The sequence below is a fragment of the Streptomyces sp. NPDC059957 genome (assembly GCF_042730015.1).
Classification (GTDB): domain Bacteria; phylum Actinomycetota; class Actinomycetes; order Streptomycetales; family Streptomycetaceae; genus Streptomyces.
On record NZ_JBHWMB010000023.1, the window covers coordinates 20,508 to 29,044 of the forward strand.

Genomic DNA, 8,537 nt, shown 5'->3' on the forward strand with positions numbered 1-8,537 from the left:
AAAGGGAAAACACAAAAAACGTGGGGGGGGTTTTAGAAAGGGGGGGGGAACCTTCCGTTGTGGGCCCCCCCGCCTGGGGGGGGGGTGTGCCCCCCCCGACGGCGGCGCTTTTCCCGTGAGTTCAACTGGTGCGCCCGTAGCGGACGTTCTTGCTCCAGATCCGATCCAGGCGTACCCGGGTACCCGGGCGGGGCGCGTACCAGATCTGGTCTTGGCCGGCGTAGATACCCACGTGTTCCACAGTCGAGCCCCTGGGGAAGAACACCAGGTCCCCCAATGCGCGTTTGTTCCGGGGAATGTGAGAGGTGTGCTCGTACTGCTGCTCCGCGGTACGGGGCAGCTGTCTGCCGGCGCTGACTTCGGGACGGTAATTTCCCTTCCGGGAGCTCGGCTTGGCGTTCTAGAAGAACCCAACTGCCTCCGGGGAATAGCTGCAATAGAGGTTCTTCGTCTGCTGGTGGTACATCAGCTGCACCCGTGCCGACCTGGAGAAACGACAGTTGGAGCGGCCATCTTGCAGGGCCTGGTCCGGAAGTGGTCCGGACAGGCAAGGGGGGCGCTACCACCCTGAAGGCGGTGTGTGGGCCTGATCCGCGTAGCACTTCTGGGGTAGGCGGTATGGCCGGCGCTGTCGCTCAGTACCTCTTGAAGGTTCGATGGAAGCAGCCCTACGCCACCATCCCCGAAGTCCCCCAGGTCGCGAAGCTCGCCGACATCGCCATCCCGGACGGCTTCACTGACTTGGTGAAGCTCTTCTTCGCCGCGCTGCAAATCGACGATGAACTGCCGTCCCGCCGGCACATCACTGACGTCAATCTCCAGAGTCTCCTCATCCCTGCGATCGCGACCCTGCAGCGGGACCACGTGGACGTCGAGGCCACCTATCGCGCACTGATCGAGCGAATCTGGCAGTCGAACCGCGACGAGAGCGATCGCGGACAGCTCGCTGTCTACATCGCCGACCCGACGAGGGTCCTGCACAGCGTGCAGATCCAGCAGCGCATCGCCAGGCGTTCCTCACGGGCTGGCACCCCTCCTGGGCCCTGCCGTGCGGCACGGCAGGGCAGGGCCCACGGGACGCGGCGGGCGGCACCACGGGGGCGGTGCCCTGCGCGATCGGGCGGTCAGTTGCCGCCCAGGGCCCCGAGGTCGTGCGCGTAGCGGCCGGCCGCGTGGGCGATGACGTCGATGTTGACGTCGAAGGAACGCATGTCGATGTTGGCGAGGTCGTCGCCGGGCTTGTGGTGGTTCACGTCGTACGCGGTGCCCGCCTGGCCGCCGAACCTGGCCGCCTGGGCCTCGGTCTTGAGGCCGTCGGAGCCGGTGAAGGTGCCTCCCGAGGGGATGCCTGCCACGAGGAAGGGCGCGTAGTCCGACAAGCCGATGAAGTCGGTGCCCTCGTGCGGGACGCCCTTCGCGTCGAGGAAGTCGGTGATGCCCTTCTCGAGCTGGGCGGAGCCCTCCGGGCCGGGGCCCGCGCCGACGCGGTCGGAGTCGTCCCCGTCGCTGACGAAGAACGCGCCGTTCGGCGAGGCGATCGTCTCGAAGTTCAGGTAGAGCCGGATCTGCGTGCGCTGCTCCGGCGTCAGGGCGGAGAGGTACGCCTGCGAGCCCGCGACGCCGAACTCCTGCGCCGACCACCAGGCGAACCGCACCTTGTTGCCCACCTTGTGCTGCGACTTGGCGAGTTTCAGCGCGACCTGGAGGAGCCCGGCCGAGCCGGAGCCGTTGCCGTTGATGCCGGGGGTGCCGTGCTGCGAGTCGAGGTAGGAGCCGAGGAGGACCGTGTTGGCGGCGTCCCCGCCGCGGGTCTCCGCGACCACGTTGAAGCTCCGGCGGTTCTCGCGCAGTTCGTGGATGTCGAGAGTGACCGTCACCGGCCCGGCGGCGGCCTCCGCGGTCAGCGCCGCGCCGTCCTCCTGGCTGATCCCTCCGGTGGGGATGCGGGCGAGGGAGGAGTCCCCGACGGTCCCGTTGATCTTGCCGGAGGTGTTGTTGTAGACGATCGCGCCGAGCGCGCCCGCCGCGTGGGCATTGCCCTGCTTGACGGCGAAGGAGCAGCCGCCACGCTTGACCAGGGCGATCCTGCCGGTGAACGCGCCCGCCGCGAAGTCACCCGGCTCGCAGCCGTGGGTGTTGTCGGCGTCGACGGGGACCACGGCCAGCTCCCCGGTGACCCCGCCCTCGGGGCTGCGGGCAGTGAACGCCATGAGCTGGACGGCAACCTCGCGCGGGGTGGGCGAGTCGACGGTGAGGGATTCGGCGAGGTCCTCGGTGTAGACGAAGCCGAACTCCTGGCGGGAGGTCCGGTAGCCGGCGTGGCGCAGCACCCCCTCCACGTACGCGGCCGAGGCCTCGTGGCCCTTCGAACTCGCGACCCTGTTGCCGCCGTTGTAGTCCGCGGCCGACTGGAACGCCCGCAGGTGGCGGAGGGCGTCCTTGGCCGTGGACTCCCGGACGAGTTGCGCCGCCAGGGCCGCGCCGCGGGCGGCGGCGGCCCGGCCCGGGTCTTCGGCGCCCGCGGCGGCGGGGCCGGCGAGGAGCAGCGGGGAGAGGAGTGCGGCGGCGGCCAGGGTGGCGGTCGCCGCGGCGGTACGACGTGCGGACATGGCTGGGTGCCCTCTCACGGCAGGTCGAACGGACCGGTCGGCAGGGCCGTGGTCGGCGGTCGACGATCGGGAAGAACGTGCGTGTCGGGAGGAGATCGAGGCACGCTAACCCTGCGGCGGGCCCCTGCCAAGGAGAAGATCCGAGCCGGGCCGGGCGCCCCGATTATTGGCCGAGATGCGGCGGGCATACGGCTGAGGACGGCTGCCGGTTCGCAACTCATCTATCTTTAGCGGCAGTTGGCTAGTTCGCGCCCCTGACACCCTCACGCGCGATCCCGTATCCATTGTCGTGAGCGCCGGTGAGCCCCACCGCGTGCCGACAGGACAGTGCGCCCGAGGGCGCCGGTAGCGCGGGGGTGGCAGACCAGTGCTGGCCAGAACCGAAAGATCCTCGTCAGATCCCGTCCACGGTCCTCCGGAGGACCCCGATTTACCCGGTTGTCCCGGGCCCGCCCCAGACCCGACCGGCGGGGGCGGGCCGGCCGACGGGCCGACGTACCGGATCCTGGGGCCCCTGGAGGTCCGCCGGGGCGGGGTGCCGTGCACGCCCAGCTCCCTGAAGCGGCGCGCCCTGCTCACGCTGCTGCTGCTGCACGCCAACCGCCGCTTCCCGATCTGCTCCCTGATCGGCGAGTTGTGGGACGACCGGCCGCCGCGCACGGCCGTGGCGACCGTGCAGATGTACGTGTCCGGGCTGCGGCGCGTGCTCGCCCCCGAGTACAGCCGCGGGGGCGGCGACCCCCGCAGGCACCCGCTGCTGCTCACCTCCGGCAACGGCTACCTGCTGCGCGTACAGCCGGGGGAGCTGGACCTCGACCGGTTCCGCACGCTGGCCGCGCGCGGCCGGGAACTGCGGGCCGCGGGCCACTGCACCACCGCGGCAGAAGCGTTTCACCGGGCCCTGGCCCTCTCGCGGGGCACCCCCTTCGGGGACCTCGGACCGGCCTGCCTGCCCGAGCACTACACCGTCCGGCTCGAAGAGGAGCGGCTCGCCCTCGTCCACGACCGGATCGGCGCCGACATCTGCAGTGGCTGGGCCCGCGAGGTTGTCGGTGAGCTGGAGGAGCTGTGCGCGCGCCACCCGCTGCGCGAGGACTTCCACGAGCAGCTGATGCTCGCCCTGGCCGCCACGGGCCGCCGCGCCGAGGCCCTGCACGCCTACACCCGGGCCCGGCGCGCCGTGGTGGAGGACACCGGAATCGAACCGGGACCGGGCCTGCGCGCGGCCCAGCAGGCCCTGCTCAGCGGGGCCCGGCCCGACAACACCCGGCACGACGGCTGCCGCCCGGCGGGCGCACTCCACCCCGCGGCGCTCGGCGGCTGAGGGCCGCACGGCATCCGCAGGGCCACGGGTACGTACGGCTGCGGGTTCGCACGACCGTACCCGCACGCGGCCGTGCACCAGCTCGCGCAGACAGCAGTACGCCGGTACGCGCGCTCCGCGTACCGGCGTACTCACCCTGCTGACCCGCCTACCCCGCTCAGCCCCCGAGGCTCCAGTCGAGCCGCCGCCGGAAGTACACGAGGGGGTCGTCCTCCGCCACCGCGCAGCCGACCACCTCGCCCACCACGATCACGTGGTCGCCGTGCGGGAGCACCGCCCCCGCACGGCACTTCGCGTACACCGGGACGCCCGCCAGCCGCGGCACCGTCCCGTCCCAGTCCCAGAGCACGTCGGCGAACTTGTCCCCGGAGCTGCCCGCGAAGGTCCTCGCCAGCGCCGCGTGGCTGCGGGCCAGCAGGTGGACGCCGAAGTACGCGTCCGAACCCGCCGTGATCTCCCGGCAGGTCCGGGAGGTGCGCGCCAGCGCGACGAGCACCGACGGCGGGTCCGCGCTGTACGAGCAGACGGAGGAGACGAGCAGCCCCGAGGGCCGGCCGTCGCCCCGCCGGGCGGAGACCACCGCCACCCCCGAGACAAGCCGCGACATGGCCTCGGTGAACGCGGCCCCGGAAACGGTCCCGCCGGTCCCGCGCTCCCGCTGCATCTCCCGCTGGCGCTCGTGCTGCTTCTCCTGCTGACCGAGGTCCATCCCGGGCCCTACGGGTGCGCCCGCTCGGCCGCGCGCAGGCAGGTCTCCCGGCGGCTGCGGGCCTCTTCGTCGTCGGTGACGGCGAGGACGGCGTCGAAGTCGGCCACCGCCTGGACCAGGCTGCCCGCCGCCTCGTGGACCACGCCCCGGTTGAACCGGAACTCGGGCCGGGCCTCCAGCTCCACCGCCCGGTTGAAATCGGCCAGCGCGGCGGTCAGGTCGCCTTCCACATAGGCGAGTCCGCCCTTGATCGCCCATGCCTCGGCCAGCTCCGGATCGTGGCGCAGGGCCGCGTCGAGGGAGTCGCGGGCCTCGGCCGTACGGCCCTCCTCTCCCCACAACCGGCCCTGGAGGCAGAGCAGATGGGGGTGCTCGGCGTCGACCAGCAGCCCGGCCTCGACATCGGCCAGGGCCGCTTTGGCCTCGCCTTGGTCGGCCAGCAGGCCCGCGCGGGCGAGGAGGGCCTCCAGGTTGCCCGGCTCCAGTTCGAGGGCCCGGTCGAAGTCGGCCAGCGCGCCGTCGAGGTCGCCGAGTTCGAGGCGGGCCTCGCCGCGGTTGTAGTGCACCTCGGGGAAGGGCGATTCCAGGGTGATGGCCCGCTCGTAGTCGGCGATGGCCTCCTCGATGCGGCCGAGCCGGCGGAGCATGCTTCCGCGGTTGAAGTAGTGGTCGGCGAAGTCGTGGTCCAGATCCATGATGGAGGCGTAGTCCTCCAGGGCGTCCTCCAGCCGGCCGCTCATGCCGTTGACCTGGGCGCGGTTGTAGCGCAGGCCGACTCGGTGCCAGGTGCGCTCGCCGATGCCGAGCTCTCGGTCGAGCCGCTCGATGCCCTCGTCCAGCAGCCGCAGGGCCTCGTCGGGACGGCCGGCGCGGACCTCGACCAGGGCGAGGCCGTTGCGGTTGAACACGGAGAAGAAGGCGCGTTCCTTCAGGTCCGGCAGCAGGTCCGAGATCGCGATGGCCTGGTTGACGTACGCGCGGGCCCTGCGCTCGTCGCGCAGCTCGGGCGGGAAGTGGCGGGCGTACAGCATGCCCGTCTCGTAGGCGAGGCTCATGTGGTGCTTGGGCATGGTGGTCTGCGAGCGCGCCTCCTCCTGTACGGCGGCGGACTCCTCCGGCCGTCCGGCGGCGGCCAGGCACACGCCCGTCTCGCGGGTGAAAGGCCACCACAGGTCGGGCCGGACGTCGGGGCCCGTACGGTGACGGCCCTCCTCGCCCATCTCGGCCGCCGCGTGATAGAGGCCCAGGTACTTGCAGCGGAGCTGGGCCCAGCGCAGGGCGTCGAGTCCGGCGCCGTCGCCGTCGCTGCCGCGCAGCAGGTGGTAGGGAAGGGTGCCCAGCCGGAGCGAGGGCTCCTCCTCGGCGCGGGCGGCGACCTCCTCGGCCCGGCGGTCGTGCAGGACAGCGCGCTCGGGGCCGGTGAGGGCCTCGTACGCGGCGCGCAGTGCGGGCTCGTCGCTGATGCAGTCGCCGGCCACGTACCGGGCGGCGGCCTCGGCCAGGCTGCCGGACTCGGCGCCGTCGGGGGCCGGCCCGTCGGGCTCGGCGCCCGCGGGGGCCCCGGGGTGGTGGACGCGGGTGGTGCGCACGGCGAGTTCCGCGGGCAGGGACACGGAGACCATGCCCGGCGGATCTTCGAGCTCCGCGGTGTCGGTGGCGACGACCAGGGTCAGGAGCTCGGCGGGGATCCGGCGCAGGGCGGCGGCGAGGAACTCGTGGTCGGTGACGTCGGCGTGCTGCACGTTCTCCACGACGAGGGTGCGCGGGCCGTCCCCGGATCCGGGGAGGGCCGCGAGCAGGAAGTCCACGATCCCGTGCGAGACGCGCAGCGAGTGCAGCCGGGCCGGGTAGCGGCTGGCCTCGCCGGGGGCATTGGCCATCTTCTCCAGGGCGCGGATCCTCTGCGGTACCAGGGGCGCCAGTTCCGGGGTGCTCTCCTGGAGCTCGATGTAGTGGCGGGCGGCCAGTTCGGGCATGCGGCGCAGCGCCTCGGGGGCGACCTGGCGCAGCAGGGCGCCCGCCGCGGAGTAGGGGCCGCGCAGCCGCCGGTGCGCGTCGACCACGGCCAGGGGGGCGGGCAGGCCGAGTCCGGCCCGCAGACGGTCGCGTTCGCGGCGCAGGGGCGCCGCGATCCAGTAGTGGCCGGTCATCAGGACTCCTTCGTGGATGCCGCGGCCTTCGGGCCGGGGAGGATACGGAGCTCCCGCGTCGCGGGACAGGGGGAGCCGGTTCGCCTGCTGGGCGGAGCGGCGTTGTCAGTGGCGGCCGGTAGCCTGCCTGTGCGCATGTGCGGTACTCGTTCCGGATCGATCCCACGCCGGGTCAGCGCATCGCGCCGGTCCGTACGTTCGGCTGCACACGGGTGGTCTACAACGACGCGCGCCGGCCGCCCGGAAGGCGGACCGGTCGAGGATCGCGGCCGGAGTCCTGGCGAAGCGGGTGGTCATCGACGCGAAGCGAATGCCCGGGCGGGCGTGGCTCGTCGAGGTGGGGGGCCGAGCCGACGGGGGGCGTCCGTCAGCCGATGACATGGTGGGTGCGGGAGGTGCGGGCGCGCAGGCGCTCCCGGGCGGCGATCCAGATCGTGAGGGCGGTCTGCCAGAAGGCCATGATGAGGAAGGCCGAGGAGTCCAGCAGCTCGACCCAGCTGGAGCCCTCGCCGCCGAAGCGGCTGACGGCTCCGGAGACCATCTCCACGAAGACGGGGGCGAGGGCCAGCAGGAAGGTGCTGAGGCTGAAGGTGTAGCCGGCCACGATCAGCCAGGAGTACCAGCGGGCGGCCCGGCGGTCGACGGGGTGCCACAGGGATTCGTCCGCCAGCCCCTCGGTGCGCCCGCGCAGCCGCAGGAAGCGGTTGCGCAGCAGGCGTACGGACGTGGTGTGCAGGTCCACGCAGCCGAGCATGGTGGTGATCAGCACGTACACGTCGGTGCGCAGGTAGAGGAAGAACTGCCACAGCACCCGCAGCACGGCGGCGAAGGCCACCGCGAGGCAGACGCGGCTGGCGGTGGTTTCGGCACCGCCGGGGCTGCGGGCGGCGTCGGCGACGGTGATGAGGAGGGAGACGAGGACGACGTCGACGACCATCCCGGCGACGATCGGCAGGTAGCGCTTGCGGCGTTCCACGGCGACGAGCCCGTCCAGGGCCGTTTCGACCACGAGGAAGTAGAAGCGGTGCGACAGCCTGGTCTTGGAGCCGATGCCCAGACGCCGGGCGGCCAAGGCGTGGAAGGCCTCGTGGATGGCGATCAGGGGTACCGCGGCGACCAGCATGACCAGGCTGATGACGGCGTAGTACTCGCTGAACAGCATGTCTTCCGCGGTCGGTACGAGGTCCGGGGAGCGGATCACGCGCCAGAGCGCCCAGGAGGTGATCAGCCCGTAGCCGATCCAGGCGGGCGGGGAGAACAGGGCGCGGCCGAGCCGCTGCCAGCGCACCGGGCCCGTCTGCGCGGGCTCCTCGCCCTCCTCGCGGACGAAGCCGAGTTCGCGCAGGGCGCCGATGATGTCGTCGATGTCGACCTGTTCGCCGTACTCGGCGCAGTACCAGTCGGCGGCCTGCGACGGGGTGGCGCCGGCCTCGAGGCGGCGCACGAGGTGGGCGCCGTCGACCGGGAAGATCCCGTAGGAGTCCGTGTCGGGCCGCCCGATGGTGACCTCTTCGCCGTCCTCCAGGTAGACCAGCGGGTGGAACGGCAGGGGCGTGTCTGCCTCACTGCGGATGCCGTGCTCCGGCATGGGGCCTCCCTCGGCTTGCGGTCCGGACCGGCTGCGGGCGGGGCCCGCCGCCCGGGAGGCGGGGGGGGGGCGAAAGAGAAGACAGAGGGACGCAGGGGGTGAGGGGGAGAGAAGAGCAAGGGGACAGCAGAAAACGGGGTGAGGGGCAAAGCCTCAC

The 8,537-nt window shown here is 72.3% G+C and carries 7 protein-coding genes and 1 pseudogene; 3 read left to right on the plus strand and 5 right to left on the minus strand.

From position 1 onward, the window contains the following. Positions 1–121: 121 nt before the first annotated feature. Positions 122–340, minus strand: a complete 219-nt coding sequence (locus ACFWBW_RS17540; RefSeq protein ID WP_385373464.1) for a C40 family peptidase — start codon at positions 338–340, stop codon at positions 122–124. Between the two features lie 278 nt (positions 341–618). On the opposite strand from ACFWBW_RS17540, the gene ACFWBW_RS17545 reads away from it, so the two are divergent. Then, the gene (locus tag ACFWBW_RS17545; RefSeq protein WP_385373340.1) at positions 619–1,161 is read left to right on the plus strand and encodes a hypothetical protein; all 543 of its coding nucleotides are present in this window, start codon (positions 619–621) and stop codon (positions 1,159–1,161) included. Here the strand turns inward: ACFWBW_RS17545 and ACFWBW_RS17550 are convergent. After that, positions 1,125–2,609 (minus strand): M28 family peptidase, encoded by a 1,485-nt coding sequence (locus ACFWBW_RS17550; protein ID WP_385373341.1) that lies wholly within the window; start codon positions 2,607–2,609, stop codon positions 1,125–1,127. The two genes, ACFWBW_RS17545 and ACFWBW_RS17550, sit on opposite strands and share 37 nt — an antisense overlap. 535 nt (positions 2,610–3,144) lie before the next feature. Between ACFWBW_RS17550 and ACFWBW_RS17555 the strand changes: the two genes are divergently transcribed. Next, complete coding sequence (locus ACFWBW_RS17555; protein WP_385373343.1) at positions 3,145–3,933, plus strand: BTAD domain-containing putative transcriptional regulator; 789 nt, start codon at positions 3,145–3,147, stop codon at positions 3,931–3,933. A gap of 157 nt (positions 3,934–4,090) precedes the next feature. On the opposite strand, the gene ACFWBW_RS17560 is transcribed toward ACFWBW_RS17555, so the two are convergent. Beyond that, positions 4,091–4,642 carry a flavin reductase family protein gene (locus ACFWBW_RS17560; protein WP_385373345.1) on the minus strand — a complete coding sequence of 184 codons (552 nt, stop codon included), beginning with the start codon at positions 4,640–4,642 and terminating at the stop codon, positions 4,091–4,093. A gap of 8 nt (positions 4,643–4,650) precedes the next feature. Next, positions 4,651–6,792, minus strand: a complete 2,142-nt coding sequence (locus ACFWBW_RS17565; RefSeq protein WP_385373347.1) for a tetratricopeptide repeat protein — start codon at positions 6,790–6,792, stop codon at positions 4,651–4,653. Positions 6,793–6,929: 137 nt separating this feature from the next. Between ACFWBW_RS17565 and ACFWBW_RS17570 the strand changes: the two are divergent. Next, a pseudogene (locus tag ACFWBW_RS17570) lies at positions 6,930–6,980 on the plus strand (hypothetical protein); the annotation flags it as partial. A gap of 179 nt (positions 6,981–7,159) precedes the next feature. Here ACFWBW_RS17570 and ACFWBW_RS17575 read toward each other — a convergent pair. Continuing rightward, entirely contained in the window at positions 7,160–8,380 is a 1,221-nt protein-coding gene (locus ACFWBW_RS17575) for a hypothetical protein (RefSeq protein ID WP_385373350.1), read from the minus strand. Between the last annotated feature and the right edge of the window lie 157 nt (positions 8,381–8,537).

Bases quoted from the DNA above. Each gene is read 5' to 3' on its own strand.
- ACFWBW_RS17545 (WP_385373340.1), top strand. From the start codon at position 619: ATGGCCGGCGCTGTCGCTCAGTACCTCTTGAAGGTTCGATGGAAGCAG.
- ACFWBW_RS17575 (WP_385373350.1), bottom strand. From the start codon at position 8,380: ATGCCGGAGCACGGCATCCGCAGTGAGGCAGACACGCCCCTGCCGTTC.
- ACFWBW_RS17565 (WP_385373347.1), bottom strand. From the start codon at position 6,792: ATGACCGGCCACTACTGGATCGCGGCGCCCCTGCGCCGCGAACGCGAC.
- ACFWBW_RS17560 (WP_385373345.1), bottom strand. From the start codon at position 4,642: ATGGACCTCGGTCAGCAGGAGAAGCAGCACGAGCGCCAGCGGGAGATG.
- ACFWBW_RS17550 (WP_385373341.1), bottom strand. From the start codon at position 2,609: ATGTCCGCACGTCGTACCGCCGCGGCGACCGCCACCCTGGCCGCCGCC.